Genomic DNA, 25,155 nt, shown 5'->3' with positions numbered 1-25,155 from the left:
CCAATCATTGATGCGAGCAGGGCTTCCATGCAGGGGCGTCGTGATCCAACGCGCGAATACTTTCGGCGGGCGGATTGAGGCGAGATCAGCCAGTGAACTCGCCCCTTTTTCTGATCACCTATTTTTGCGGAGAACGATCCGACGTTCCTTCGTGGGTTTGTCCAGCGTCCGTGCCCGTATTTCCCGTTGAGCTTGCGTTTGGCGTGCGGTCGGGAGCGCGTTCGCCGGGAGTACGATCCGACGTTTTTCCCTGACTACCGGGTTCAGTATCGACTTTTTCGCCCGCTGCCGAAGGTGCGGATGTCGTCGGCTTGGATGTTATTGAAGACGACGGCGCGTCGGCCGCGAACGTCATCGTTGCGCCTATTGCGAGTGCGCATGCGGCGCCGGTCAAAGCGGCAATTCCATGTTTTCGAAGCATTTGAACCTCAGCTTATTCGTTTGAAGCTTATGGAAGTACGGTAAGCCACAGGGGATGGTTCCCGGTAAAACGAAGTTGAGGAGCAATAGCAGGAGCATCAGAATGGCGCGTACGCCGTTCAGTTTCTTTTCACGCGCTCCTGTTTCGCGAGCGACCGTGCCAAGCTTTCGAGAGCATCGGGCCGTAGGTCAACGCGAATAAGCCGAAGGCCAGAGACCAGCAGATTGCCGATAGCAGCAACAACTCCGCATAGAGAGACGCGACGAACGGCGCGAGCGTGCGCGTCAGCGCGGCGAGATTTGCGAGGAGGTAGATCAGCAATGTTGCGCGATCGGCGTTGCGCTCGCGGCCGGTGTGGCTGAGGGTTGTGCGTGTCATCATCGCGAGTGTCATGACACCGATCGCGCCGGAGGTCAGCGCGTGGATCGCCGCCGTAGCGGGAATCTCGGCAGGGAACAACACTGACGCGCCGAGCAAGGCGACGCCGAGGGCGCACCAGAAATAGGCGAGATGCAGGATCAGCACCATGCCGTCACGCGCGGCGATCCATCCCCGCCAGCGCAGGAGGCGGATAAGCAGTCCGAGACCCGCGATCGTCAATAGTGCGCCGCTGACGCGCGAGTCTGGTACTGCGATCCACGATGTGATCCCTGCGGCCGTTGTCCCCAGCACCGTCACGTCGAAACGGCCGTAAGGCGCAGGCTGTGGGGTGATCTTTCGCTGTGCCATCCAATTGCGCGTGAAGCTCGGGACGAGACGTCCGCCCATCAGCGCGATGAGGAATGTGATCAGGCCGATCGTCATGCGCTCCGACACCGGACCGACGGCGGGTATGATCGTGCGCGCGTGAAACGCGATGTTGGCAATCGCGAGCAGCGTTATGACGATGGTGGGAGCAACAACGCGCGAGTTGGTGGCGGCGAGAAGTTCGCGCCAGAGCGCAAGCGAAAACAAGATGAGAAAAGCCGAGTCGATGACGGCGGCCGTGAGGCCGAGGATCGGATACGCCAGCATCGCCGCCCGTCCGGCGATCCACACCGCGAGCAGCACGATGATGGGCCGTCCCGCGACGGGATAATGTCCAGTCCAGTTTGCTCCGGCAATCGTCATGTAGCCGACGATGACGGCGGCGGTATAGCCGAACAGCATCTCGTGCACATGCCAGTCGCGCGTGAAGATCGCGGCCGAGGCTTCACCGTTTCCGAGATAGGCCAGCAACCAAAGCGGCACCGACAGCGCCGACCAGATGGAGGCGACCAGAAAGAAGGGGCGAAATCCAAAGCTGAACAGGGCTGGGCCGCGATAGTCGCGCAGGATCTGGGCAGTCGTCTTCATGAGTCGTCTTTATCATCTTTCGATGGCGCAGCGCGAACCCTGGACGATGCATGCCGGCTGGACCGGTGAGATCGTCAGTCCGACGGGACGTCCCAAGCGCGGGCGCTCACAAGCTCAGGATCGTCGGCATGATTGAGCAGGATGCGTGCGACGCGATCCTGCCAGAGCATTGCAAAGCGTTTCTGCTCGCTTTCATCGGCCCGGCCGGCGACGGCGTCGGGAAATAATGTTCGCATCTCGGGATCGGGCGGGACGTGTGCGGAGTTGAAATCGAGAACGACGCCGCGCCCCGTGTCGCGTCGCCTCAACGCGAGGACGCCGTCGATGTCCGCGTCGAACTGGAGCAGGTTGCGGCGGCCGAAACGCTGCTTTTCACCAATGCCCGCAAATCCGGTTTCGGAGGCAGCTCCGGTCAGCAGCGTCGCGACCGCGGCGGTTACTCCCGTGGTTCCGGTTTCGCGCCCGTCGCGCATATGGACCTCGATGCCGCCACGCTCGGGCAGGTCATCGCCGTAGAGATAGCGGAGGCCCTCGCGCACCATGAGATAGGCCGCGGCGACGGTCGGACAGGAATGACCGGCGAGCTTAACGGCGTCGACGTAATTGTACGTAATTTCGCCATTTGTCGATGCGCCGAGGAAAACGGCCAGAGGCTCACGCAGCGAAATGACGGGCACGTCATTGAAGAAGTCAGGAAAGCTCATGGTGAACCTCTTTGCATACGCGGGCGTTGGCGAGTTTTCGCGAACGATAGGAGCGTCGAAGAGGCAACCGTTTGCTGCACGTCAATATGAGATGATGGTTCGCAGCCGTTGTCGCGTCGGGATCAGCGTCACGTTCGATGGAATACGGATTGCCTCGTCTTTCTTGCGATCCAAAACGAGATGCGCATCGGCCGGTGTTTTAGAGGCCGCCCAGAATGCCGCGGATCTGTTTCTCTCCGCCTTCCGCGAACGCGCGGTGGACCTGAACGAGGGCTGCGCCGGCGGCAAGGCGTGCTCGGACATCTATGGATGAGCGAACTCCGCCGACGGATATCACGGTGAGCGGGGCGATATGATAGCTGATCACGTTGAGACGTTTGAGGCAGTTCGATACGAGGACAACCCCGTCCAAGCCATGCAAGCGCGCGGCGATGATGGCCGCTGGGATGGCGTCGCCATGCTCGCCTCCATCGAGCTTGATGAGCAACGCTAGCCGTCGTCCACTGGCGTTCGCCACTTCATCGCGCACATCACTCAGACGATGCACCAATCTTTCGACGCCGGGCGAATTTCCGTTCCGGTGCATGGTCGGTGCGGTCAGATTGGCAACAGCATAATCGCCGATGCGCGCGGCCTGTCTTAGTCTCGCTACGAAATCTTCGATGACGAGATTATCGAGGCCCGGCCGCAGGCTTCCGATGTTGATGCCGAGGCGGGCGTCGCCGGAGCGTTGTGTAGATGGTCCGACGTCGTCTATTGACGACGTGATGGTGCCAATTTCGATGTGGCCGAAACCGGATCCAACAAGCGAGGGGACGCGTTCGCCGGTGCGATCGAAGCCCGCGGCCAATCCCACGGGATTTGGGAACTGCAAACCCATCGCCTCGACGGGCCGCAAGACTGTCGACTGCGTTTCGTATGGTGCAGGCGTGGCGCCGGGCGCTAATGCCGATGCACGGTGCTGTGACGGCCGCTCCGTCATCATCCTCTCCGGCGTTTGAAGTCCGACATGAAGCTCGCGAGGGCAAGTGTGGCTTCGGCTGTGACGCCATTGTAGAGGCAGGCGCGAATGCCGCCGACGTTGGGATGGCCCTTGAGATGGCAAAGACCGCTGGCGTGGGCCTCATCGAGGAACAGTTGATCGAGCTCCGGCTCAGGCAAGCGAAAGCAGATGCTGACCGAGGATCGATCGCGCGGCGAGGCCAGGCCGCGATAAAAGTCGTCCTCGTCGATCAGTGTGTAGAGCTTACCGCTCTTGGCGATGTTTCTCGCGGCGGCGGCATCGAGGCCACCTTCAGAGCGAAGCCACGTCAACATTCTGAGCGCGACGATGATGGCGAACGTCGGTGGCGTGTTGACTTTCGAGCTTGCCGCGGCTTGGCGAGCGTAGTCGAGGGATGCGGGAACTGCGCGCTCTGTTCGGTCGAGAAGGTCTTCGCGCACGACCACGATGGTCAGTCCGGCGGCGCCGAGGTTCTTTTGAGTGCTTGCGTAGACAAGTCCAAAGCGCTCGATCGGGATCGGACGTGTGAGAAAATCGGCCGTCATGTCGGCGATCAGCGGAACGGAAGAGGCTTCAGGATAGTCGTGATACTGCAACCCTTCGGCGGTCTCGTTGCTGGTGAAATGACAATACGCAGCGTCAGGCGAGCGGCGCCATGATGCGGGCTCGGGGAGAGATCCTTCGCTTCCGGATGCAATGACGCGAACGTTGCACCAGTTGGATGCGGCTTCGATCGCTCGCCGCGACCAGTGCCCCGAGAGCACGTAGTCACAGGGTTGCGCCTCACCAGCGAGATTCATCGGCAGCGTCGAGAATTGCGTCGACGCTCCGCCCTGAAGAAAAAGAACCTTGTAGTCTTTGGGTAGCTGAAGGAGCGCCCACAGTTCTTGCTCGGCCTGAGCAAGGATGTCGGCGAAGTCTTCTCCCGTGAATGGCAGTTCGAGCGCCGACATGCCGCTTGCTTGCCACTCGACGACATCGGTCGTGAGCGCCGCGAGCACCTCCGGCGGAAGCTTGGACGATGCTGAGGCAAAGCTGAAACGCATTTTGCCCACCTATCAGCCGAGCGATATGCCGCCGTGCGCTCCCGCTATCATGAGAAAGAGCGTTACAAAGGATAGGACCGTATTCGCGCGAGACGAGAGGAAGGTGATGCGGGCGCAGCGAAGCCGTTCTTCCGTGGATGCCTCTATGAAGCCGAGGACTTTTTTCTGGTGCGGCCAGAGGACGAACCAAAGGTTCGACACCATGAGCGTGCCGGTCCATGCTCCGAGCCCGATGATCGCCGACGATCCGGAAAGCGACAGCGCCTCCAGGAAATCGCCGCGGCGCCACAGCATGAAGAGACCCGTTGCGAGCACCACCAATGAGGCATGACGGAAAATTCCGTGCTCGCGTTTGGACGCGGCCATGAAGACGCCTTTCACGGCTTCTTTCGGAGCGTCGGGGAGAATTCGGCGGAAGATGGGGATCTGCACGACATTGACCCAGTTGTGGCCGACCCAAATGATCACGCCGGCAACGTGAAGCACACGTGCCGCGAGATCGAGGATTGCAATATTCATTCTATGCATCCCCGGACTGAAACGAATGGCGATCGATCGAAGTGTGGGGCATCAGCGGGCCTCCGAGCGCTGGCGGCGCTTGATCTCGCGCATCTTCAAGGGGCTGTCGCTCGAGGTCTCGGAAACGCCGCGCTGTTCGGCGCTTGCGATGAGATTGTCGATAAGGTGCCTGTTTGGGGACTTGGCGCAGACCGGATCGGTGTTCGCGGCGTCGCCGGTGAGTAGAAATGCCTGGCAGCGGCAGCCGCCGAAATCCTTTTCCTTCTCGCTGCAACTGCGGCAAGGCTCCGCCATCCACGAGTCACCGCGGAACTTATTGAACGCCGGCGAATGATGCCAGATCCAGTCAAGCTCGTGATCGCGGACGCTCGGAAAGTCGATACCCTTGATCAGTCGCGCTTCCTGGCAAGGCAGCGCCGTGCCGTCCGGCGCAATCGTGAGATGCACGGCTCCCCAGCCGTTCATGCAGGCTTTGGGGCGGTCGTCGTAATAGTCTGGAACGACAAAGAAGATGGTCAGCTTCTTGCCGAGGCGCGCACGCGCGGCGTTGACGGCGGCTTCCGACTTCGCCAACTGCTCGCGCGTCGGCAGAAGCTCGGCGCGATTGAGGAGCGCCCAATTGTAATATTGCAGATTGGCGAATTCGAGATACTCGACGCCGAGATCGGCTGCGAGATCGATCAAAGCCTCGGTGCGTTCGATGTTGAAGCGGCTGATGGGGACGTTCAGCACCATCGGAAAGCCCTCGGCCTTGATGGCGCGCGCGATGCCGATCTTGTGATCGAGAACGTCAACTCCGACGAGCTTCTGGCTGTGTCGCCGGTCGTTCGACTGGATGCTGAGCTGCACTTGTTTCAGCCCGGCTTTCTTCAGCGCACGAAGCCGGTCCGTGTTCAGTCCGACGCCCGACGTTATCAGGTTCGTGTAGTAGCCGAGGCTATCGGCTTCCGCGACGAGTTCCTCGAGATCGTTGCGGAGCATCGGCTCTCCGCCGGTAAAGCCCAATTGCAGCGATCCGAGCCGGCGGCCTGCGCGGAGAACCTTTTTCCATTCTTCGGTGGAGAGTTCGTTGCGGTATTGATCGAAGTCGACCGGATTACTGCACCAAGGACATTTGAGAGGGCATTTGTAGGTCAGCTCGAGTACGAGCCAGAGTGGCAAGCCAAGGCCATCAAGACTTAATCCGGATCCATCCTTTGGCATGCGCAACCTCCAAAAATTTTAATGCGTCAGCGGTGAGATCGGCTTTGCCGTAGCGTTCGGCGAGTTCTGCAACACCAACCGCAATGGATTGGCCGCCAGTGCAGGCCTCCAGAATCGCCGCTGCCGTCTCGTTGAGCTTGACGATGCCTTCAGGGTAGAGAAGTACGTTGGCTTGCTGCGGCTCCTCCCAACGGAAATGAAAATTGGGATTCAACTCCACAACGTCAGTCGTTTGGAGCTGCCGGTCGGCTTCCATGTGTTTTCTCCAATGCGCCGAGAGACCAGGCCGAAAGAGAGCCCGGTCTCCCGTACACTGCGCTACCGAACGTAAATGTAGGCCGTTACTTCGAAGCCGAGGCGCAGGTCGCAATACGCCGGCGCAACCCATGTCCGTGTCTCTGGCTCTTTAAGCAGGCTCTCTTGCATCGTGTTTCCTCATTCGCTTTGGGTCGAATGCCATTGCGCGGCCGTGCATGCCGACACCGAGCATCCGCCGCGACATTCACATTTGGCGCCGGCTTCGAACTTGATTGTTGATAAGCGGGGGCAATCAAAAATGCGTCAGAAGAACGTGATCTGGCGAGCGCAGATCTCGGCTCTTTCGGGCCGGCGGCATTAGCGACGCGGGCCAGATGCCCGCGAGGTCGTTGCAATGTTTGGTTCGCAGAGGGTGGCCGCTCGTGAGCTTTGCGTTTCGGCTCACGGACCGGAAATGACGAGCGTCGCGTTTTGTCCGCCGAAGCCAAACGAGTTCGAGAGAACCGTTTGCACGTTCGCCGGGCGGGCGATATTCGGCACGACATCCACTGGAATTTCGGCGTCTGGGACGGCGTAGTTGATCGTCGGCGGCAACAGCCCGTTGCGGATCGTCAAGAGCGAGACCACCGCCTCGATCGCGCCTGCTGCCGAGAGCGTATGGCCGATCATGGATTTGTTCGAGCTCATCGGAACATTCGCAATGCGATCGCCAATGACGGCCTTGAGCGAAAGATATTCCATCTTGTCGTTCTCGGGCGTGCTGGTTCCGTGGGCGTTGACGTAATCGATGGCGTCCGGAGACAGGCAAGCGTCGTCGATGGCATTGCGGATCGCGCCGATGATCGCTGAACCATCCGGCTTGGAACGCGTGCGGTGATAGTCGTCGGCTTTCTCGCCGCAGCCGCGAATGAAGCCAAGGATCCGGGCGCCGCGCGCCTTGGCTCCCGCGTAAGATTCGAGCACCAGGGCTCCGGCGCCCTCGGCCATGACGAAGCCGTCGCGGTTTTTTGAGAACGGCTTCGACGCTTGCTCCGGCGACCCGTTGTTCGTCGACAGAGCCGAGAGAAGCGAAAAGCGGATCAGAGCCTCGATCTGCACGGAGCTGTCCGTCCCGATGCAGAGCGCGGTCTCGGTTTCGCCTCGACGGATCGCTTCGACGCCGAGTTGGATTGCGGTCGCGCCGGAAGCGCATGCGGTGGAAACGGAAATGGGCAGCCCGCGTGTCCCAAGCCGTTCCGCAACGTGGTTCGCGACGCTCGAGAATTGAAACAGCGACTGCATCTCGTTCCAGTCGGAGGCGCGCGCCGAGGCGAGAAGGCGCCGATACCCTGTTTCGTTTGTGTCCGGGGCTCGCTGATACAGGGCTCGGCGCTGCGGCCATTCGAGTTCGGCGGGCGGCGTTGCCAGGAAGAGCGGGCCAGGGAATGCGCCGTTCGAGCCTGCTCCCGCTTCGTTCAGCGCCTCGGTGGCGGCTTCCAACGCCATCGCGATCGATAGGGACGGCGCGGAATAGGGTGTGACCTTCAGCGTATCAACCGTTCCTGCGATCGTCGTCCGCAGGCCATCGGTCGGGAAACGCGAGATGGAACGTATGCCCGAGCGTCCTTGCGAAAGCGCGGCCCAGTTGTCGACTTTCCCATTTCCGAGAGAGGTGACGACGCCCATGCCTGTCACGGCAACGAGCGGCCTTCCTTTTTTATCGTGACCTTGCGACATGTCCTGCTCACCCGATTGCTTCGATAAGGGCGAGCGCTTCGCCACGCCAATAGCCGGTCCCCGTGACGAGCGCATGTCTCGCCGCTTTTGGTTCGCGAGACTTGCGCTGGCCCTCGCTGTGGGTCGTCAACGCCGCCAGCGCGAGACCGGCGAAAAAGTGGGCCTCGACGGAGTATCCGAGGTCGTCGCCGTAGATGCGCACATCCGGAGCGATGTCGTAGGCCGACAAGAGATCGAGGAATGCCAGATCTTCCGCCGTTGCTGGCTCGACGCCGCTGCTTCCGGCCCAGACCGGCAGTCTGCCGGCGGGGATGTGGGGAAGAAATGTCTCGAAGAGTTGGGTCAGCGACCGCGCGATGTCGCCCTGCTGGCGGGCCGTATAGTCGGTTTTGATGTCGGCCAGGCGTGCATAAGCTTTTGCGCCGCGTGCTTCGGCATGCGCGCGCGATTCAATCGTCAGAAACGCGCCGACGCTTCCGGGGACGAAGCCCCCGCCTTGCGCGCTCCGCTCCGGCGCGGGCTTGAACGGTCCGCGCCACAGGTTGTGGCCGATCTCGTAGCCGAGCAGGAGGTCTTCGCGTTCCGCGTTGAGCGCGCCACCAATGAGGATGATGTCCGCCTGACCCGACGAGATACGCCGGAAGGCATTTTCCGCCGCGCCGAAGGCGCCGGACTCTTCGCCCATGAACGTCCGCGATGAGCCGGTGACATGGTGCACGATGGAAATATTGCCAGCAAGCATGTTGGAAAGCTGCGCCAGGAACAGGGTCGGACGGAGCGCGCCCGGAAGTACGCTTTTCGCCAGGAGGGCGGTTTCATCGTCGGAATGAATAGCCGCAAGCACATCGCAATCGACTTTGGTATCCCGCTCGCCGCTGCCGGCCGCGATGACAAGGTTCGTTCGGTCGAGAAGCTCGGGGTTGCCCGCGATGCCCGCGTCGGCGAGCGCGAGACCAGCGGCATAGACGCCGATCCGCTGCCACGTTTCCATCTGCCGCTGGTCGCTGTTCTTCGGTATCTGCTTCGACCACTCAAGCGGCGCCAGAGGATGCACGGGATATGGCGCATAGCGCGTCTCGTCGATGACGCGCCCGGTGCCGGTTTCGAAGTGCGTCTTGTGCGATTCGGCATCGATTCCGAGCGAGCTGATCAGCCCAATTCCGGTAATCCAAACCTCTCGCGATGCGCTTGCGTCGGTCATGGTGATCTCACGTTAAAATTTGACGATGATTTTTCCGAAGACCCTGCGCTCCTCGAGCCGGCGCAAGCCTTCCTCTACTTCATCGAGCGATATGACGGTATCGATTACCGGCGCGAGGTGTGCCGCAGCCATCCTGTCCATCACGATTTTCATATTTTCAATCCGGCATCCGAAGCTGCCGATGAGACGAAGCTGCTGTTGGAAAAGGAGATAGAGATTTGTTTTCGCCGCGACGCCGGTCGTCGAACCGCAGGTGACAAGGCGTCCGCCGCGCGCGAGCGACATGATGCTGCCCTCCCAGGTGTCCGGACCGACGTGCTCGAAGACGACGTCGACGCCTCGGCGATTGGTGATTTTGCGGACGCGGCCTTCGAAACGCTCGCGGCGATAATTGATGACGTGATCGGCGCCGAGTGCGCGAACCTTCTCCATCTTTTCGTCGCTGCCGACCGTGGTGATGACGGTCGCGCCGACTGATTTGGCGAGTTGGATGGCCGCCGTGCCGATGCCGCTGCCGCCTGCCTGAACGAGGATCGTTTCGCCGGCTTTCAGCTTGGCATTATCGAACAGCATATGCTCGACCGTCCCGAACGTAATGGGAGCGCAGGCGGCGGAAACGGCGTCCAAGCCTTTCGGGGCCTTGACGGCGAGACGCGCCGGAATGTTCATGCGGTCGCGCAGAAAGCCGTCGATATTGAAGCCGTACATGGCGCGAGCGCCTTCGCAGAAATTGTCGCGACCTTCTCGACACGGCTCGCAGACGCCGCATGTCTTCGCGCCATAAAACGCGACGATGTCGCCGGGTGCGAGCCCTTTGACGTCGGTGCCGACTGCCAGGACTTCGCCGGAGGCTTCTGCTCCGAGGATGATCGGCAGTTCCCGCTTCGCGAAGGCCATGCCGCGCCAGCTCCACACATCGATGTGGTTGAGCGCGACGGCGCGGATTTGTACTTTTATCTCATCCGGGGCAGGCGCAGGCGGCTCGTCGATGCGCGTCAACGCAAGCTGGCGCTCGCCCGTCAACTGGATCGCGCGCGCGGTTGTCGATTTGCTATGAGAGCATTCACAGGTGTTCATTGCTGTCCTCGGAAAATTGTTTTTCCATGCGCTCGCCGTTTGTCATGCGGGCTCTCTGGAGAAGACGACGCAGACGTTCTGTCCGCCAAAGCCGAATGAATTCGACAGCACGGTCGAGACGGATTTTGAGCGGCTGACGTTCGCAACAACGTCGAGCGGCAGGTCGGGATCGGGTTCTTCGGAGTTGATCGTCGGCGGCAGAATGCCGGTCTCAATGGTCATCAGAGAGAAGACGGCCTCGACGGAACCCGCCGCAATCAGGGTGTGGCCGATCATGGATTTGTTGGAGCTGACCGGCGTGCGTGCGAGATGGTCTCCCAGCACGGCCTTGAGCGAGAGATATTCCATCCGGTCGTTTTCGGGCGTGCTGGTGCCGTGGGCATTGACGTAGTCGATCTGCTCGGGCGCGACGCCGGCATCATCCAGGGTCTTGCGAATGGCGCCGATGATCGCCGCGCCATCGGGGTTCGAGCGTGTGCGATGGAAGCTGTCGGATTTCTCGCCGCATCCGCGCACGATGCCGAGGATCGGAGCGCCGCGCGCTTTCGCGGACGCCAGCGACTCGAGCACCAGCGCACCCGCGCCTTCGGCGATGACGAAGCCGTCGCGCTTTTTTGCAAAGGGCTTCGAGGCTTTTTGCGGGGCATTGTTGGCGGTCGAGAGCGCCGAGAGAAGCGAAAAGCGGATCAAGCCTTCGGGATGCACGGTCGCATCAGTGCCGACGCAGAGAGCGGCTTCCGTGTCGCCGCGCCGGATTGCTTCGAGACCGAGCTGGATGGTGGTGGCTCCGGATGCGCAGGCCGTGCAGATCGAAAGCGGCTCGCCGCGCGTTGAAAACCTCTCCTTCAAGCGGTCGGCAATGGCGGCGAAACGAACGTGCCGCGCCAGCTCGGCATATTTGCCGGTGCGCGCGTTTGCGAGAAGACGTGCATAGCCGGACAGGTCGGAATCGGAGAGCGCATCATTGAGCTGACGCAGGTGCGGCCATTCCAACTCAGACGGCGGCGTTGCGATGATGAGCGGGCCTGGAAACGACGAGCGGCTGCCGATGCCTGCTTCTTCGATGGCTTCAGCGGCCGCGGCTTCGGCCATCGCGGTTGAGAGATCGAATGCGGAATAGGGAATGGTGTCGAAATGATCGACGGTTCCGGCGATTGTCGTTTTGAGACCGTGCGTGTCGAAACGCTGAATGGGTTTGATGCCGGACTGACCCGCCGTCAGCTTTGCCCAGTTGTCGGATTTGCCGATGCCGAGCGACGTCACGACACCTCGGCCGGTGACGGCAACCAGTGGCCGTCCCTTGTGATCGAGGTCGTCGTTTGCCATCCGTTTTGCCCTCACCAAACCGACTGAACGAGGCCCAATCCCTCGCCCCGCCAATGGCCAAACGTGGTGACGAGAATCTGATCGGCCCAAGTCTTGCGCGTCTGCTCGATGCCGGTCTCGTCGAATGGCGAATAGAATTCGCTTTTGGAAAGCGCCAAGGCCGCGAGCGTTATGCCGACGAGAAAATGCGCTTCGAGCGTATGACCAAAAATGCTTCCCCAGGCTCGGATGACAGGTTCAATTCCCGTGTTCTTCAATTGCGAAAGGAATTGCAGCTCCTCTGCCTTTGTCTCATCGGTGCCGGTTGCGCCGCTCAGGACAAAAAGTTCGCGCTGGCTCGTATCGAGAGGCAGCGTTTTGAGAAGTCTGCTTGCGGCTGCCGCTGCATCGCCGGGCGCGCGGTGTGAGCGATCCGATGCGATGCCCACTATTTGTGCATATGGCATTGCGCCGCGCGCTTTGGCATGGCTGCTGGCTTCCAGCACGAGGAATATGCCGACGCTTCCGGGAATGAAGCCGCCGCTTTCGTCTTTCCGATTCCAAACCGATTTGTAGGGGCCGTGATAGAGACTGCCGGTCAGTTCGCAGCCCAGCAGAAAATCTTCGCGTTCGGCGTTGAGTGCGCCGCCGACGAGAAAGAGATCACCTTGTCCGGCTTCGATGCGATCGACGGCGTTCTTGATCGCCGAAACGCCTGCCATCTCCTCGCCCTTGAACGTGCGCGAGGAACCCGTTGCCTTATGGATGATTGAGATATTGCCCGCGAGCAGGTTCGAAAGCTGCCCGAGATAGAGCGTCGGCCGCAGACCCGTCATCAGGTCGGTGTTGAGACGAGACGCGGCGTCCTCGCCCGCACCGGCTGTCGCGAGGATGCGGGTATCAAGCGCGAGATCACGCTCGCCGTTTCCGGCGGCGATGCAAAGATCGGTTTTGTCGAGGAGGCTGTCGTTGCCGGCGATGCCTGCGTCTTGTAGCGCGAGCCCTGCGGCATAGACACCAAATTTCTGCCAGCGATCCATCTGCCGCTGGTCACTGGTGCGCGGAATCTGTTGCGAGATGTCGATCTCCGGCATCGGATGCACGGGATAGGGGGCGAAGCGGACGGAATCGACGACGGGCTCGGGGTGCGCGCCCCCGTGCAATTTAGCCCAATGCTCGTCTATTCCGACGCCAAGCGAGCTGATCAGGCCGATGCCGGTAATCCAGACCTGCTCGCGTGCGCCCTCGCTCGGCATGTCACCCGGTCTCCGTGGCAGCGAGACCAAGCCGCCGGCCTTCGTTCAACACATGTGCCTGCAGGGCCGGCGACGTGAAGGGCACGCTGCGCATCGTGAGTTTGGCGTCGGCGACGCGCTTGCCGTCCTGGCTGAGGGTGGCCTGCGTCACTGCGTAGCCGGAGCCCTCGTGGATGATCTCGGCCTTCACTTCGAGCGTGGCGCCGGGCTGCACGAAGGATCTGAAATTCGCTTCCTTGGCGTTCGCAAAGAAAATCATGCGCGAGAAGCCGTTCAGCGTGAGTAAAAGATAACCGGAGGCTTGGGCCATCGTCTCAAGCATCAAGACGCCAGGCATAATCGGGTGGCCGGGGAAGTGACCTTCGAAAACCGGGCTGTGCTCAGGAACAAAAGCTCTGGCGATCAACGCTCGACGTTCGGCAGTTGCTGCTTCGACGATCTCGTCGAGCATCTGAAAATATTCAAGACGCACTTACTGATCGCCTCAGACGGTTGCCGGGGCGCGCAAACCATCGATCTGCGTGCAGAGATTGCGAAGAACGAAGTAGTCGGCGCCGTTCGCCTTGCCTTCGTTAACAGCGGCTAACCACTCTTCCACCGGCAGCTGGATTCCGAACTTCTGGTCGATCTCGAACGTTATATCGAGAAACGATAGACTATCGACGTCGAGGTCTTTCATGACGTGGCTGTCGGGGGTGATTCGCTCGAGCGGGATATCGCTAGCCGACGAAATAATGCCGGCTACGGTTTCGAACGTGGACGCCATCAGGCATTCTCCTGGATCGGGTTCATGCAGCACCGCGCGGGCCTTGAGGCCGGAATTGTGCGCTGCCAACAGCGCGCCAATTTTTTCACCTGCGCACTGCATCGGCTTCTAGCAACGGCTGTCAGAGTGCCGTTTGACGAAAGTCAAATGACGAGGCGAATTTTCTGGTTATCGCTGCGCCGTAGTCTCGCACCTCGATAAGGATCACCCCGCTGCAGCCAGATCGCCTCAGTGAACTCAAAGTCGGTCAGACGGAAAGCCTCAGCCGCACCATTACGGCCGAGGACGTGGCGGCATTCGCAAGGCTGTCCGGCGATTACAATGCCTTGCATGTCGATGATGAATTCGCGGCGCGTACGGAATTTTCGGAGCGCGTCGTTCACGGCTTTCTGAACGCGAGCCTTCTTTCAACTCTTGTCGGCATGAAGATTCCGGGACGCGGGGCTCTTTACGTTTCGCAAAGCATCGAGTTTACGCGGCCAGTCTTTATCGGCGATACCGTCGAAGCGCGCGGCACGATCGAGGCGATCGATCAAGAAACGCGTCTCGTTACGCTGCGAACCGAGATTTTGCGCGGCGATCGCGAGTGCGTTCTGCGCGGCAAGGCGCAGGTCAAAGTCTTGCGGCTTGCTGAAGCAAATAGAAAAGAGTCTCAGCCACAAGTCGCGCCGTCCGGTCTTCTTGCGGGCAAGACCGCCTTGGTGACCGGAGCGTCGCGCGGCATCGGACGCGCCACGGCGCGGTTGTTCGCGCAGCACGGCGCCAATGTCTGGATCAATTATCAGCGGAGTGAATCGGCCGCACAAAGTTTGGCTAACGAGATCTCCGGGTTCGGCGGATTTTGCCGGCCGATCCGCGCCGATGTCACGAATGATGAGGATGTCGCGCGGCTCATGGACGCGATCGTTGCCGCGGGCGGTCTCGACATTCTCATTAACAACGCCGGCCCCAAGATTCATTCGTCGACGTTCGCAAATCTCGACTGGTCGGATGTCGCGCAGGCTTATGAACTCGTCGTCGGGAGTGTCTTCCGCGTGACGAAGGCCGCGCTTCCGGCGTTAAAGAAAAGCAAAGGCCGCGTCGTGACGATTGCGTCAGCCGCGGCTCTCGGGCGAACGGCTTACAACTGGCTGCCCTACGTGGCGGCCAAAAGCGCTCTCCTGGCGATGAGCAAGAATCTCGCGCAGGAACTCGGTCCTTACGGCATCACGGTCAATTCGATTTCGCCGTCGCTGGTCGATACCGATCTCGTCTCCAATATTCCGGAACGCATGCGTCAGATGACGGTATCGCGCACGCCGCTGCGCAGGCTTTCGACGCCCGAGGATGTTGCCGGTGCGGCGCTGATGCTCGCATCTCCATATGCAGGCTTCATCACCGGTGAGAACATGCTCGTTACCGGCGGCGAGCATATGATTTGAAGGAAAAGATGAACATGTCTTCGAGCGCGACCGCTTCGTCGGTGCCGGTCGAACGCACCGGGATTGAGACGATTGTCGACGAAGCGATAGCGGCGGCGCCCGATTGCTTGCGGCGGCGCGTGATCCTGCCTGCGATCGATTGGGCGGCGGTCTCGCCGGCCAAGGTTGCGTTGCTGCTGTCGACGCTGGCGCAGTCGCGGCTGACCGTACCTAGGTGGCTTTCGAAGCTGCTGCTTGTGGCCGGACACGCTCTGCCCGAGGATCTCGAGAGGACTCTAAGTCCTGGGCTTGTTGCGTTGAACCGCATCAACGGCGCGAGCGCATCTCAGAAACGAGGAGAGTTGTCCGGCATGCTGCCGGCTCTATGCGCCGATGATCAGCTCGAGGCCGATGTGGCGACGGTGCTGGTTCAAAAGTTCGCTGCGCTTGGCTGGGAGGAGGAGGCCGTTCGCCTCGCGCTGGCGCAACGGCACCGTGCGCCGGTCATTCTGAAGCGCGCGGGCAAGGCTGTAACCGCGCATGTCGATCATTTGCCGGAGGTTCGTCTGCGGCTTATTGGGACGTCGACGACGCAAACGCTGGCGGACGAGTTCAAACCGGCGTTTGCCGCGATCGGGTGGCGTGCCGACGTTACGCAAGCCGATTTCGGCACCCTGCTTGCCAACCTCATGCGTCCGCCGGAGGGTGCGGATGCGCATGTCGTGCTTCTCGATCTCGACGGGTTCGCGCCGCAGGATTGGCGGCGGTCGGCGTCGGATGCGTCCGACCTGCTCGCGGAACGCGTCAACCATCTTGCGGCCGCGTTGCGCGAGTTCACGGCGCATTCGCAAGCGCCGCTGTTGATCAATACGATCCCTGTTCCTGCTGCTCCTGCGGCCGGATTTCTCGATCGCAGCCATGCGTTGGGGGCGAGGCGCGCGGTCGATCTCATCAACCGGCATATTCTCGAGGCGGCGGAGCAATCGAAGCAGATCATCGTCATCGATGCGGATCAGGCGCTTGCGTCGCTTGCCGTTCGCGATCAATCGGACGCCAAGCTCTGGTACTATGGACGGATCGCCTATTCCGCCGATGCCGTGCGTTTGCTGGCAAGCTCCTTCGCGGAGGCGTGGGGCCTGCTGAAGCGCGGGCCAGCGAAAGTTCTGGCGGTCGATTTCGATAACACGCTTTGGGGCGGCGTCTACGGCGACGACGGTGTCGAGGCGTTGGCGTGTGGCGAAGATTTTCCCGGCAACGCGTTCCGGGCTCTGCAAGCCGAATGTCTTCGTTTGCGGCAACAGGGGATGCTTCTTGTTGCGCTCAGCAAGAACAATCCGGACGCGATCACGGCGTTTCAACGCCATGCCGGAATGCTTTTGCAGGCTGATGATTTTGCCGCCACGGCGATCAATTGGGAACCGAAGCCCGAGAACATCCGAAAGATTGCTGCTGAACTCAATCTTGGACTCGACAGCTTCGTCTTTCTCGACGACAGCCCGCATGAACGCGAGGCGATGCGTCGGCTTTGCCCCGAAGTCTCGGTTCCCGAGATGCCTGCCGATCCGGCGGAACGGCCGCTTTGGCTTCGGCGGCTGACCTGCACCTGGCCGCTGCGCCTCACTGCCGAGGACGAAGCGAGGGCGGTGCTCTATGCGACGCGGCGTGAAGCGGAGAGCGCGAAGGCAAGCGCGGCGAACTTCGAGGATTATCTCAAGGGGCTCGAACAGCATCTGGCAGTCAGTCACGTGAACACGGCGACTTTGCCGCGCGTCGTGCAGATGCATGAGAGGACAAACCAGTTCAACCTGACGACGCTGCGTTCCACGGAAGCGGACATTTCCGCGCTGATACAATCCGAAGCTCAAGGCCTCGCTCTCGTGGGGCGGGTTCGCGACAAGTTTGGCGATCATGGGCTTGTCATAGCGGCGACGGTGGCGATCGACGGCAGCGAAGCGGCGGTTCAATCGCTGCTGATGAGCTGTCGCGTCATCGGACGCGAGGTCGAGCGCGCGTTTCTCGGAGCGCTGATCGATGACCTAAAGCGTCGCGGCGTCACGCGCGTCAGCGGCGACTATATTGCAACAAGGAAGAATGCGATGGTCAAAGACTTTTACGCGTCATGCGGCTGGCAGCCAGCCGGCGGTGACGGGGAACGAACGAGCTGGGTCTTCGACATTGGCGCCATGGAGCCGCCGCGATCGCAGTTCGTTACTTTGGATTGGGAGGCGTAATATGGATGCTCTTGCCCCGACGGCGTTATCGTATCCCGATCTCGCGGCGATCTTTGCCGATATATTCCAGTACACCGAGCCGTTGACGGCGGAGACTTCGGCCGACGACATCGCAACGTGGGACTCGCTGCAGCATATCGCACTCATCAGAACGCTGGAGATGACGTACTCGATCCGTTTGTCGATGGATGAGATGATGGAGATACGCAGCGTCGGCGACATCGAGAACGTCTTGCGGCGGCATGGCGTTTGACGTGATGCCGATTGCGGTCAGGAGTGTTCTCCCCAGCGAGTCATTTCCGGTCCGGGGTCGACGCCTGCCCAGCCGATGAGACGCGCCGCGATCTCCTCAATCATGCCCTGCATCGTGTCGCGTTTCGTATAGAAGGGCGGCACGGGTGGCGCGATGACGGCGCCGAGACGCGCCAATCGCAGCATTGCCTCGAGATGTCCTTCGTGGAGCGGCGCTTCGCGTGGGACGACGACGAGCCGACGCTTCTCCTTCAGCACGACGTCGGCGGCCCTGGTGAGAAGATTGTCGCCGAAGCCGTGCGCCATGGCGGCGAGGCTGCGCATCGAGCACGGCACGACGATCATGCCGTCGGTTCTGAATGATCCGCTCGCGATCGGGGCCGCGAGATTGCGCGGATCGTGCACATGGCTCGCAGCGTTGATCAGATCGCTCAAGCCGGATGACCCGAGCTCGTGGGCGACAGTCACGCCAGCGCCTTCCGACACGACGAGGTGCGTCTCGACGCCGGCGCGAGACAGCTGTCGCAGCGTTTCGAGCGCGAGGGACGTACCGGAAGCGCCGGTGACGCCGACGATTAGCCGTTTACTCATGTCGGTATTTTCTCCGGAAAGAATTCCTGCCATCGCTCGCTGATCCGCCGCTCGATGTCCCGGTCCGGCTGGATCGTGCGGCCCCAGTCGCGCGTTGTCTCGGCGCCGATCTTGCGTGTTGCGTCGAAGCCCGCCTTGCCGCCCAACCCGTCGAGTGGAGAGGCGAAGTCGAGAGGATCGATGGGCGTGCGATCGATCGTCAGGAGATCGCGCCCCGGGTCCATGCGCGTCGCCAGCGCCCACATCACGTCGCTCCACGAGCGGATATCGATGTCGTCATCGACGACGATCAGCATCTTGGTCATCGAGAACTGAGGCAGTAGCGACCAGAATCCGAGCATCACGCGGCGCGCCTGCCCAGGGTATCGCTTGGCGATGGAAATGACCGCCATTCTGTAAGAGCAGGCTTCGGGTGGAAGCCAGATATCGAGAATTTCGGGGATCAATTGCCGAAGCAGCGGCTTGAAAACGTCGAGAAGCGTGTCGCCGAGAACGGCGGGTTCGTCGGGCGCGCGTCCGGTGAACGTCGTGAGATAGCTCGCGCGCTCGCGGATGCGCATCCCTTTCAGCGTGAAAACGGGATAGTGCTCCGGCGCGTTGTAGTATCCCGTGTGATCTCCGAATGGCCCTTCTAGAGCGGTTTTCGATGCGGAAACCGTCCCCTCGAGCAGAATTTCGGCGCTCGTAGGGGCGTGTAGCGGAATATACGCGCACGGCGCCATATCGACTCTCTGGCTATTCAGGACTCCGGCTAACGCCAGCTCCGAAATGGTTTCGGGTGCAGGCATCACCGCGGCAAGGAGAACCGCGGGGTCGGCTCCAATCACGACGGCGGCGGGGCAGTCCTGACCCAGTGCTTGCCATTGACGATGATGCTTGGCTCCGCCGCGCATTGGCAGCCAGCGCATGATGGCGGTGTCGCGATCCAGGACCTGCATCCGGTAGACGCCGAGATTGTAATGCTCGAAATTGTCGTCGCCCGGCGGACGCGTGATCACGACTCCCCAGGTGATGAGCGGACCGGCATCGTCCGGCCAGCAGGTCTGAACCGGCAATTGCGATAAATCAGGTTCGGCTTGGTGCCACTCGCGCGGTGCTGACGTTGCTTTCGGACGTGCGTGCAGAGCGTTGCGCGCGGCAGGGAGAAGCGACCACGCTTGACGTAAGTCACGTGGCGGCTTCGGAGACTGCATCCACGCCAGCAATTCGCCGAGGGACGTCAGTTCCTCTTGATCTATGCCAAGTCCCCACGCGACTCGTTGGCGCGTCCCGAAGAGATTGGTGATGACGGGAAGCGCTGCAGTCTTGCCCTGCGCGTTCAGCGCGTGCTCCAGTCGAAGCGCGGGGCCACCTCTTTCAATCACCTTGCGATGCAGCTCAGTCACTTCGAGATGCATGGAAATAGGCGCAGTTATGCTGCGAATTTCGTTCTGCTCACTGATGAACGACAGGAACGAAGCGAGGCTCTGAAATGGTGGAAGACGACGTTGATGCATGAACGTTCCGCTTTCGAGACGAAGCTCTCGCGTTTTTCCGTAGCAGTGCGCGCTCCGCATTCTTTGCTCTGGAACAAAGGTTAATCGGTAGGCAACGCCTATGGTGTCGTCTTGCGATGGAGACTGTTGTCGATGGGGCAGAATGCCGACGAAATGAGCTTGCCCGCATTTGTGCGGCGGCTTCTGCCTGCGGCCGTCGGACTGCCACTCGGTCCGGTGCTGACGCTCTCGCTCAGGTCGTTCGCGCGCCGTCGCCCCGAGATCTTCGAGCGGCTCGGTGCGTATTGCAATGCTCGCTATCTAATCGATCCGACGGATCTGCCTTTTTCATTTGATGTCATTCCAAACGGCGTATCCGCGTCGGTGCAGATTACCAACGGACGCGAGCCGGAAATCGCCGATGTTGTTTTGCGCGGGCCGATCATGGCGCTGCTCGGCATCCTCGACGGCACGTTCGATGGCGACGCGCTGTTCTTTCATCGCACGATTTCAATCACGGGGCGGACGGAGGCAATCGTCGCGCTGCGTAACGCGATAGAGGACGCGGAGTTGCAGCCATCAGATCTGCTTGGCCTCAAGGGAACGGCGGCGAGCATCGCCAACAGCGCCATTCTCAGCGGCTTTGACGTCGCGCGGAGCGCGGCTGCAAGCGCGGCGCAGCGCCAAAGGGAGCGGGCATGAGCGAGCGCGGCCGTATGGAGCTCGTCTGTCCGGCGGGAACGCCGGCGACGCTGCGCGCGGCCGTGCAAGCGGGTGCGGACGCCATCTATTGCGGGTTCCGCGACGAGACGAACGCTCGAAATTTTCCCGGTCTCAACTTTTCGGCCCAGGAAATGGCGGAAGGCATTCGCTTCGCGCACGATCATGGCAGCAAGGTTCTGGTCGCGATCAACACGTTCGCGCGCGCCGAGAATACCGAGCCGTGGCGCAAGGCGGCGGACATCGCGGTTGCGAGCGGAGCCGATGCCGTCATCGCCGCCGATATCGCGGTGCTCGATCACATGTCAAGCAACCATCCGGGCACGCGCCTGCATCTTTCCGTGCAGGCCGCCGCGGCAACCCCGGAAGCGATCGGCTTCTATGCCGATGCCTTTGGTGTGCGCCGCGTTGTCCTGCCGCGCGTGCTTTCCGTCCAGGAAATCGCGGCACTCAATCGCGCCATCGCCGTGGAGACGGAAGCGTTCGTATTCGGCGGACTATGCGTGATGGTGGAAGGCCGCTGCCATCTGTCGTCCTATGTGACGGGCAAATCGCCGAACCTCAACGGCGTGTGCTCGCCGCCCGAGGCGGTCAACTATCTCGAGGACTCTAACGGAACGACGGCGCAGCTTTCGGGCTTCACCATCGATCGCTACGAAGCCGGTCAGCCGACGGGGTATCCGACACTCTGTAAGGGGCGGTTCAAGGCGAGCGGCAAGACGGGATACCTGTTTGAAGATCCTGTCAGTCTGAATGCCGGCAGCATGATCGTGGCCTTCCGCGACGCGGGCGTCAAAGCCTTGAAGATCGAAGGGCGGCAGCGGGGCAAGGGTTACGTCAGCGAAGTCGTGCGGGCTTTTCGCAAGGCCGTCGATGCCGTGGAAAAAGGAGGCACGCCGACGGAAATCGATAGCATCCTGGCCAGCATGTCGGAGGGCGGACGGCAGACGACCGGCGCCTACCGCAAGACATGGAGATGACGCGATGCCGCCCATCTCACTGACACTTGGACCAGTGTTTTTTCATTGGCCAGCCGAGCAGCTCAAGGATTTCTATTTTCGCATCGCCGATGAGGCGCCCGTCGACCGGGTTCATCTCGGCGAGGTCGTTTGCGGCAAGCGCATGCCGTTTTCCGATCCGGTCTGGCCGGACGTGATCGAACGCCTGGAGCAGGCGGGGAAAGAGGTCGTGCTCTCGACGCTTGCAACGCCCATGACGGTGCGCGAGCGCCGATCGATCGCAGATCTCTGCGGCGACAGCCGCCTGGTCGAGATCAATGATGTGACAGCGTTGCCTGTGCGAACGGGCCAGCCGTTCGTCGCTGGTCCATTCATCAACGTGTACAATGGCGCGACGGCGCAGTTTCTCATTCAGCGCGGCGCGCGGACCATCTGTCCGCCGGTCGAACTCTCGCTCGCGCATATCGCGGCTATCGCGCGGACGTGCGCGGAGGTGGACTTCGAAGTCTTTGCTTTCGGCCGTTTGCCCTTGGCGCTCTCAGGTCGATGCTATCATGCGCGGCTGCACGGGTTGCACAAGGATTCCTGCCAATTCACCTGCGAGCAAGACCCTGACGGTCTCGTCGTCGATACGCTCGATGATCAGTCCTTTCTCGCCATCAACGGCGTGCAGACGATGTCGGCGCAAGTGCAAGCTGTGATGCGGCCGCCGGGCGAACTTCTCTCTCTCGGCATCGGCCGGCTCCGCCTTTCACCGCACACCTGTGACATGGTTCGCGTGGCGCGAATTTATAGATCGGTCCTGGATGCCGATGAGGAGACGGAGCGGGCTCTGAGCCTGCTGTCGGATCTCGATTTGCCGGGTGCGCTCGTTGATGGATATGCGCGCGGGCGCGCGGGAGCAGAAGCGGTCGCAACGCCATGAAAGATGATGCAGGCCCGTCAACATGCGAACGGGTCGAGGAAAGCGAAATCAAGCCGCCCACCGCCATCGTACCAACGGAATGTTTTCAGGAGATCACGGTGAAGACGGAGTTGACCAAACGAGAGCAGGATTGGAATCCGCGATCCGACGTTGTGCTCTCGAACCAGATCAAGGCCTATGATGCGATGCGGCGCCGCTGCCCGGTCGCCTACAGTGACTATCTCGGCTGGTCGCTCTTCCGGCACGAGGATGTGGTGCGTGTACTGGATGACCATGAGACGTTCAGCAGCGTGGTGTCCCGTCATCTCTCGGTTCCGAGCGGCATGGACCCGCCGCAGCATGCTGCATACAGACAATTGATTGATCGGCACTTCGAGCCCGCGCGCGTCGACGCTTTCGAACCGCAGTGCCGGGCGATTTCAGCGGATCTCGTGTCGCGCCTGGAACGCAATGCGGAGATCGACTTGGCCGTTGATCTCGCGCGCCTCTTCGCGGTTCGCATTCAGTGTGCATTCCTCGGCTGGCCGGGCGAGCTTCACGATCCGTTGCTTCAGTGGGTGCGCAAGAATCACGAAGCGACGCTTGCCCGCGATGTCGAAGCGATGGCGGCCGTTGCGCTCGAGTTTGACGGCTACATCACAGAATTGCTCGAAGCGCGGCGCAGGGCGGGGTCGGCTGCGCCGGACGACATCACCACGGATCTCATCCGGGAGAGGATCGATGGGAGACCATTGAACCATGAGGAGATCGTGAGCATCCTGCGCAACTGGACTGTCGGCGAACTTGGCACCATCACGGCGTGCGTCGGTATTTTGGCTCACTATCTCGCGGAACGCCCGCAGATCCAGAAGCAGCTTCGCGAGAATTTGCATCAGCTTCCGGCAGCGATTGATGAGATCTTGCGACTCCATGCGCCGCTCATCTCCAACCGGCGCGTGGCGCATAAGCCGGTCGAGATCGACGGCCGCAAGATTGCAGCCGGCGAGCGCATTACGCTGATGTGGGCGTCGGCAAATCGCGACGAGGCTGTCTTTGACGACTCGGACGAACTTCGCCTCGATCGCGATCCGGAACAGAACCTTCTTTACGGCCGCGGCATCCATGTCTGCCCGGGCGCAGGTCTTTCGCGGCTGGAACTGCGCGTCATCATGGAGGAGCTGCTTAAAGCAACTCAGACGATGGCGTTCGTTCCCGGCCGGCCGCCGACGCTCGCGGTTTATCCGGCCGGGGGCTTTGCGACGCTGCCTATGCGGATATCGTGACTTCACTTTCATGCTGGATTGGGGTGCGTGGTTGCGATCGCAAAATTTATCTGGGATCGTGATGCGTAGGCGAGGGGCAGACGTGCTGTTGCCGCGATCATTTTAAGTCGAAGGACATTTTTGGTAAACTTGGGTTAGGTCGATAGACATGGAACACAACGATTGGCGCACCATTCGCACGACGCCGTTATTCAGTTCTCTGTCGCAGGACGTGACTGAGAGCATTGTCAGCAGCCAGGGCGTGCGAACCTACGAGAAGGGCGCATTGCTCTTTCAACAGGACTCGCCCTCGGACGCATTCTTCGTCATCCTCGATGGTTGGGTGAAACTATTCCGCATTACGCCGAATGGGACCGAAGCCATCGTCGGCGTGCTGCGGCGAGGCGAATCGTTCGGCGAGGCCGCGATTTTCATGGGGCGGCAATATCCCGTCGCGGCCGAAGTCGTGACGACCGCGCGGCTTCTCAAGGTTGACGGTGACAGTTTCCGGCGGCGTATTCGCGTCGAGCCGGATTTGGCGCTGGCGATCCTTGCTTCTCTCTCGCAACATTTGAAGTTTCTGGTTGGGCATATCGAACAGATCAAAGTGCTCGATGCGTCACAGCGGGTCGCGGACTTTCTCGTGGAACTCAGCGGCCAGACGCAGGGATCGGTGGTGATCGTCCTGCCGTATGAAAAAGCGCTGATCGCTAAACGCCTGGGCATGACGCCCGAAAGCCTCTCGCGCGCATTGGCAAAACTTCGGCCGCTTGGTATTTCTGTGCATCAGGAAAACGTGACCGTCACGGACGTGGCTGCGCTGCGCAACCATGTTGCGATGGGACGTAGCCACGCTGCGAACTCTTAAAGACGAACCTGGAAAGGTCAGGCGTATGACGATTGATGTCCCCGTGCTTGCGGCCATTCGGGCGACTGCCAAGACGCCCGTCGATACGACGCTTGCCGAGACGGCGTCCGTTCTTCGGTCTTGGGGCGTGAACGTACGGGGTATCATTCAGGAAGAATTTGCCGGCTCGGACGGCACGAAGCCGATCACGCGATTGCGCGATGTCGCCGACGGAACGCTGATGCAGATCTCGCAAGATCTCGGACCCAATGCGCGCGGCTGCCGTCTCGATCCTGGAGCGCTGGCGGAGGCGACGCGCCGGCTCGAGACGATCGTGGAAGGTGGCGCGGATATGCTCATTCTCAACCGCTTCGGCCGGTCCGAGTCGGAGGGGACCGGTCTCAGGCCGATCATCGAAGCCGCAATCCTCGCGGGCATTCCGGTGCTTATCGCGGTTCGCGACGAATACATTCCGGCTTGGGATGCCTTTCATGAGGGAATGGCAGTGTGGCTTCCTGCCAATACCAATGCGGTTCTGGATTGGTATCGAACGACGGTGGCACTGCCGCATGCCGCCGCGCCAGCTGCCTAGAGCCTTTCCGCTTTTCGTTGAATCGCGGATCGCCTCTAGGTCTTTATTTTGTCGCGCTTCTTATCGGAAAACCGATTCCCACTTTTCAGGAAGCACTCTAAGGCGCATTTGC

26 protein-coding genes are annotated in these 25,155 nt (G+C 61.0%); 9 read left to right on the top strand and 17 right to left on the bottom strand.

Annotation, left to right across the window (positions count from 1 at the left end; all coding sequences use genetic code 11):
- Positions 1-550 precede the first annotated feature (550 nt).
- From WC026_RS09730 to WC026_RS09660, 15 genes are all read right to left on the bottom strand, one after another.
- The gene (locus WC026_RS09730) at positions 551-1,756 is read right to left on the bottom strand and encodes an NnrS family protein (RefSeq protein ID WP_372710713.1); all 1,206 of its coding nucleotides are present in this window, start codon (positions 1,754-1,756) and stop codon (positions 551-553) included.
- A gap of 74 nt (positions 1,757-1,830) precedes the next feature.
- Positions 1,831-2,460: a hypothetical protein gene (locus tag WC026_RS09725; RefSeq protein WP_372710712.1), complete on the bottom strand. Its 630-nt coding sequence runs from the start codon at positions 2,458-2,460 to the stop codon at positions 1,831-1,833.
- A gap of 199 nt (positions 2,461-2,659) precedes the next feature.
- Entirely contained in the window at positions 2,660-3,445 is a 786-nt protein-coding gene (locus WC026_RS09720) for a dihydroorotate oxidase (RefSeq protein WP_372710711.1), read from the bottom strand.
- Positions 3,442-4,509 carry a 3-phosphoserine/phosphohydroxythreonine transaminase gene (gene serC, locus WC026_RS09715; RefSeq protein WP_372710710.1) on the bottom strand — a complete coding sequence of 356 codons (1,068 nt, stop codon included), beginning with the start codon at positions 4,507-4,509 and terminating at the stop codon, positions 3,442-3,444. Before serC ends, WC026_RS09720 begins: the two co-directional genes overlap by 4 nt.
- 12 nt (positions 4,510-4,521) lie before the next feature.
- Positions 4,522-5,028, bottom strand: a complete 507-nt coding sequence (locus WC026_RS09710; protein ID WP_372710708.1) for a urate hydroxylase PuuD — start codon at positions 5,026-5,028, stop codon at positions 4,522-4,524.
- A 51-nt stretch (positions 5,029-5,079) separates the two neighbouring features.
- Positions 5,080-6,231 (bottom strand): pyrroloquinoline quinone biosynthesis protein PqqE, encoded by a 1,152-nt coding sequence (gene pqqE / locus WC026_RS09705; protein ID WP_372710707.1) that lies wholly within the window; start codon positions 6,229-6,231, stop codon positions 5,080-5,082.
- The gene (gene pqqD / locus WC026_RS09700; protein WP_372710706.1) at positions 6,200-6,487 is read right to left on the bottom strand and encodes a pyrroloquinoline quinone biosynthesis peptide chaperone PqqD; all 288 of its coding nucleotides are present in this window, start codon (positions 6,485-6,487) and stop codon (positions 6,200-6,202) included. The genes pqqE and pqqD overlap by 32 nt, the downstream gene beginning before the upstream one ends.
- A 62-nt stretch (positions 6,488-6,549) precedes the next feature.
- Positions 6,550-6,657, bottom strand: coding sequence for a pyrroloquinoline quinone precursor peptide PqqA (gene pqqA / locus WC026_RS09695; protein ID WP_372710705.1), 108 nt, complete (start codon positions 6,655-6,657; stop codon positions 6,550-6,552).
- A gap of 273 nt (positions 6,658-6,930) precedes the next feature.
- A complete protein-coding gene (locus WC026_RS09690; RefSeq protein WP_372710704.1) occupies positions 6,931-8,205 on the bottom strand; it encodes a beta-ketoacyl-ACP synthase in 1,275 nt (424 codons plus the stop codon).
- A 7-nt stretch (positions 8,206-8,212) separates the two neighbouring features.
- A complete protein-coding gene (locus WC026_RS09685) occupies positions 8,213-9,406 on the bottom strand; it encodes a beta-ketoacyl-ACP synthase (RefSeq protein ID WP_372710703.1) in 1,194 nt (397 codons plus the stop codon).
- 12 nt (positions 9,407-9,418) lie between these two features.
- Positions 9,419-10,483: a zinc-binding dehydrogenase gene (locus tag WC026_RS09680; RefSeq protein ID WP_372710702.1), complete on the bottom strand. Its 1,065-nt coding sequence runs from the start codon at positions 10,481-10,483 to the stop codon at positions 9,419-9,421.
- 42 nt (positions 10,484-10,525) lie between these two features.
- A complete protein-coding gene (locus tag WC026_RS09675; protein WP_372710701.1) occupies positions 10,526-11,809 on the bottom strand; it encodes a beta-ketoacyl-ACP synthase in 1,284 nt (427 codons plus the stop codon).
- A gap of 11 nt (positions 11,810-11,820) precedes the next feature.
- Positions 11,821-13,044 (bottom strand): beta-ketoacyl-ACP synthase, encoded by a 1,224-nt coding sequence (locus tag WC026_RS09670; protein ID WP_372710700.1) that lies wholly within the window; start codon positions 13,042-13,044, stop codon positions 11,821-11,823.
- 1 nt (position 13,045) lies between these two features.
- Positions 13,046-13,516 (bottom strand): 3-hydroxyacyl-ACP dehydratase FabZ family protein, encoded by a 471-nt coding sequence (locus tag WC026_RS09665; protein WP_372710699.1) that lies wholly within the window; start codon positions 13,514-13,516, stop codon positions 13,046-13,048.
- A 12-nt stretch (positions 13,517-13,528) separates the two neighbouring features.
- Positions 13,529-13,810, bottom strand: a complete 282-nt coding sequence (locus WC026_RS09660; protein WP_372710697.1) for an acyl carrier protein — start codon at positions 13,808-13,810, stop codon at positions 13,529-13,531.
- A 287-nt stretch (positions 13,811-14,097) separates the two neighbouring features.
- Between WC026_RS09660 and WC026_RS09655 the strand changes: the two genes are divergently transcribed.
- Genes WC026_RS09655 through WC026_RS09645 form a run of 3 tightly spaced genes read left to right on the top strand, consistent with a single transcriptional unit; the run spans position 14,098 to position 17,694 of the window.
- Entirely contained in the window at positions 14,098-15,231 is a 1,134-nt protein-coding gene (locus WC026_RS09655; protein WP_372710696.1) for an SDR family oxidoreductase, read from the top strand.
- A gap of 8 nt (positions 15,232-15,239) precedes the next feature.
- Positions 15,240-17,441 (top strand): HAD-IIIC family phosphatase, encoded by a 2,202-nt coding sequence (locus tag WC026_RS09650; protein WP_372710694.1) that lies wholly within the window; start codon positions 15,240-15,242, stop codon positions 17,439-17,441.
- Between the two features lies 1 nt (position 17,442).
- The gene (locus WC026_RS09645; protein ID WP_372710692.1) at positions 17,443-17,694 is read left to right on the top strand and encodes an acyl carrier protein; all 252 of its coding nucleotides are present in this window, start codon (positions 17,443-17,445) and stop codon (positions 17,692-17,694) included.
- A 17-nt stretch (positions 17,695-17,711) separates the two neighbouring features.
- On the opposite strand, the gene WC026_RS09640 is transcribed toward WC026_RS09645, so the two are convergent.
- The gene (locus WC026_RS09640; RefSeq protein ID WP_372710690.1) at positions 17,712-18,284 is read right to left on the bottom strand and encodes a UbiX family flavin prenyltransferase; all 573 of its coding nucleotides are present in this window, start codon (positions 18,282-18,284) and stop codon (positions 17,712-17,714) included.
- On the bottom strand, positions 18,281-19,780 hold the full coding sequence (locus WC026_RS09635) for a UbiD family decarboxylase (RefSeq protein ID WP_372710724.1): 1,500 nt from the start codon (positions 19,778-19,780) through the stop codon (positions 18,281-18,283). Before WC026_RS09635 ends, WC026_RS09640 begins: the two co-directional genes overlap by 4 nt.
- Before the next feature lie 132 nt (positions 19,781-19,912).
- Here WC026_RS09635 and WC026_RS09630 point away from each other — a divergent pair, with 132 nt between their 5' ends.
- The 6 genes from WC026_RS09630 (at position 19,913) to WC026_RS09605 (ending at position 25,043) form a co-directional block, all read left to right on the top strand.
- On the top strand, positions 19,913-20,461 hold the full coding sequence (locus WC026_RS09630) for an SCP2 domain-containing protein (protein WP_372710689.1): 549 nt from the start codon (positions 19,913-19,915) through the stop codon (positions 20,459-20,461).
- Positions 20,458-21,459, top strand: a complete 1,002-nt coding sequence (locus WC026_RS09625) for a peptidase U32 family protein (protein WP_372710687.1) — start codon at positions 20,458-20,460, stop codon at positions 21,457-21,459. Before WC026_RS09630 ends, WC026_RS09625 begins: the two co-directional genes overlap by 4 nt.
- Positions 21,460-21,463: 4 nt before the next feature.
- Positions 21,464-22,363 (top strand): U32 family peptidase, encoded by a 900-nt coding sequence (locus WC026_RS09620; protein ID WP_372710685.1) that lies wholly within the window; start codon positions 21,464-21,466, stop codon positions 22,361-22,363.
- Entirely contained in the window at positions 22,360-23,625 is a 1,266-nt protein-coding gene (locus WC026_RS09615) for a cytochrome P450 (RefSeq protein ID WP_372710684.1), read from the top strand. The genes WC026_RS09620 and WC026_RS09615 overlap by 4 nt, the downstream gene beginning before the upstream one ends.
- A gap of 148 nt (positions 23,626-23,773) precedes the next feature.
- On the top strand, positions 23,774-24,472 hold the full coding sequence (locus tag WC026_RS09610; RefSeq protein ID WP_372710682.1) for a Crp/Fnr family transcriptional regulator: 699 nt from the start codon (positions 23,774-23,776) through the stop codon (positions 24,470-24,472).
- A gap of 25 nt (positions 24,473-24,497) precedes the next feature.
- A complete protein-coding gene (locus tag WC026_RS09605) occupies positions 24,498-25,043 on the top strand; it encodes a DUF2478 domain-containing protein (RefSeq protein ID WP_372710681.1) in 546 nt (181 codons plus the stop codon).
- Positions 25,044-25,155 lie beyond the last annotated feature (112 nt).

It is taken from the genome of Hyphomicrobium sp. (genome assembly GCF_041674905.1).
Classification (GTDB): Bacteria; Pseudomonadota; Alphaproteobacteria; order Rhizobiales; family Hyphomicrobiaceae; genus Hyphomicrobium_B.
This window is presented reverse-complemented; position numbering and strand designations above follow the sequence as displayed.

Coding starts and splice junctions, on each gene's coding strand:
- WC026_RS09730 (WP_372710713.1), bottom strand. CDS start 1,756: ATGAAGACGACTGCCCAGATCCTGCGCGACTATCGCGGCCCAGCCCTG.
- WC026_RS09725 (WP_372710712.1), bottom strand. CDS start 2,460: ATGAGCTTTCCTGACTTCTTCAATGACGTGCCCGTCATTTCGCTGCGT.
- WC026_RS09720 (WP_372710711.1), bottom strand. CDS start 3,445: ATGATGACGGAGCGGCCGTCACAGCACCGTGCATCGGCATTAGCGCCC.
- serC (WP_372710710.1), bottom strand. CDS start 4,509: ATGCGTTTCAGCTTTGCCTCAGCATCGTCCAAGCTTCCGCCGGAGGTG.
- WC026_RS09710 (WP_372710708.1), bottom strand. CDS start 5,028: ATGAATATTGCAATCCTCGATCTCGCGGCACGTGTGCTTCACGTTGCC.
- pqqE (WP_372710707.1), bottom strand. CDS start 6,231: ATGCCAAAGGATGGATCCGGATTAAGTCTTGATGGCCTTGGCTTGCCA.
- pqqD (WP_372710706.1), bottom strand. CDS start 6,487: ATGGAAGCCGACCGGCAGCTCCAAACGACTGACGTTGTGGAGTTGAAT.
- pqqA (WP_372710705.1), bottom strand. CDS start 6,657: ATGCAAGAGAGCCTGCTTAAAGAGCCAGAGACACGGACATGGGTTGCG.
- WC026_RS09690 (WP_372710704.1), bottom strand. CDS start 8,205: ATGTCGCAAGGTCACGATAAAAAAGGAAGGCCGCTCGTTGCCGTGACA.
- WC026_RS09685 (WP_372710703.1), bottom strand. CDS start 9,406: ATGACCGACGCAAGCGCATCGCGAGAGGTTTGGATTACCGGAATTGGG.
- WC026_RS09680 (WP_372710702.1), bottom strand. CDS start 10,483: ATGAACACCTGTGAATGCTCTCATAGCAAATCGACAACCGCGCGCGCG.
- WC026_RS09675 (WP_372710701.1), bottom strand. CDS start 11,809: ATGGCAAACGACGACCTCGATCACAAGGGACGGCCACTGGTTGCCGTC.
- WC026_RS09670 (WP_372710700.1), bottom strand. CDS start 13,044: ATGCCGAGCGAGGGCGCACGCGAGCAGGTCTGGATTACCGGCATCGGC.
- WC026_RS09660 (WP_372710697.1), bottom strand. CDS start 13,810: ATGGCGTCCACGTTCGAAACCGTAGCCGGCATTATTTCGTCGGCTAGC.
- WC026_RS09650 (WP_372710694.1), top strand. CDS start 15,240: ATGAACATGTCTTCGAGCGCGACCGCTTCGTCGGTGCCGGTCGAACGC.
- WC026_RS09645 (WP_372710692.1), top strand. CDS start 17,443: ATGGATGCTCTTGCCCCGACGGCGTTATCGTATCCCGATCTCGCGGCG.
- WC026_RS09640 (WP_372710690.1), bottom strand. CDS start 18,284: ATGAGTAAACGGCTAATCGTCGGCGTCACCGGCGCTTCCGGTACGTCC.
- WC026_RS09635 (WP_372710724.1), bottom strand. CDS start 19,780: ATGCATCAACGTCGTCTTCCACCATTTCAGAGCCTCGCTTCGTTCCTG.
- WC026_RS09630 (WP_372710689.1), top strand. CDS start 19,913: ATGGGGCAGAATGCCGACGAAATGAGCTTGCCCGCATTTGTGCGGCGG.
- WC026_RS09625 (WP_372710687.1), top strand. CDS start 20,458: ATGAGCGAGCGCGGCCGTATGGAGCTCGTCTGTCCGGCGGGAACGCCG.
- WC026_RS09620 (WP_372710685.1), top strand. CDS start 21,464: ATGCCGCCCATCTCACTGACACTTGGACCAGTGTTTTTTCATTGGCCA.
- WC026_RS09615 (WP_372710684.1), top strand. CDS start 22,360: ATGAAAGATGATGCAGGCCCGTCAACATGCGAACGGGTCGAGGAAAGC.
- WC026_RS09610 (WP_372710682.1), top strand. CDS start 23,774: ATGGAACACAACGATTGGCGCACCATTCGCACGACGCCGTTATTCAGT.
- WC026_RS09605 (WP_372710681.1), top strand. CDS start 24,498: ATGACGATTGATGTCCCCGTGCTTGCGGCCATTCGGGCGACTGCCAAG.